General features: G+C 57.2%; 1 pseudogene. It reads right to left on the bottom strand.

Annotation, left to right across the window (positions count from 1 at the left end):
- Positions 1-276: pseudogene (locus tag ACNQ0T_RS24190) on the bottom strand (ORF6N domain-containing protein); the annotation flags it as partial.

Here is a 276-nt window from a genome sequence, read left to right as displayed (position 1 = left end):
CGTCTGGTGTCATGAATTCGTGGGTGTCGGTGGGGATGCGATAAGTATTGACCAGATTCCTGCACTTGGCATCAGTCATGCCGCTTTTGGCGACCACCTGGCGGTAACCGACATATCCGGCGCGCATGGTCCCGCGTTTGATGTTCTCCACAGCTTCTGTGACCGTTTCGATCTGCTCTTCAACATGATTCAGGCGCTTCTGCTGGCGAACGGCATCGGCGGCCATTGCGGCGATCATCTCGATTTCCGTCAGCGGCGCGCGAGTGCGGAAATAGC

Source organism: Enterobacter cloacae complex sp.6700776, from assembly GCF_048284255.1.
Classification (GTDB): domain Bacteria; phylum Pseudomonadota; class Gammaproteobacteria; order Enterobacterales; family Enterobacteriaceae; genus Enterobacter; species Enterobacter intestinihominis.
This window is presented reverse-complemented; position numbering and strand designations above follow the sequence as displayed.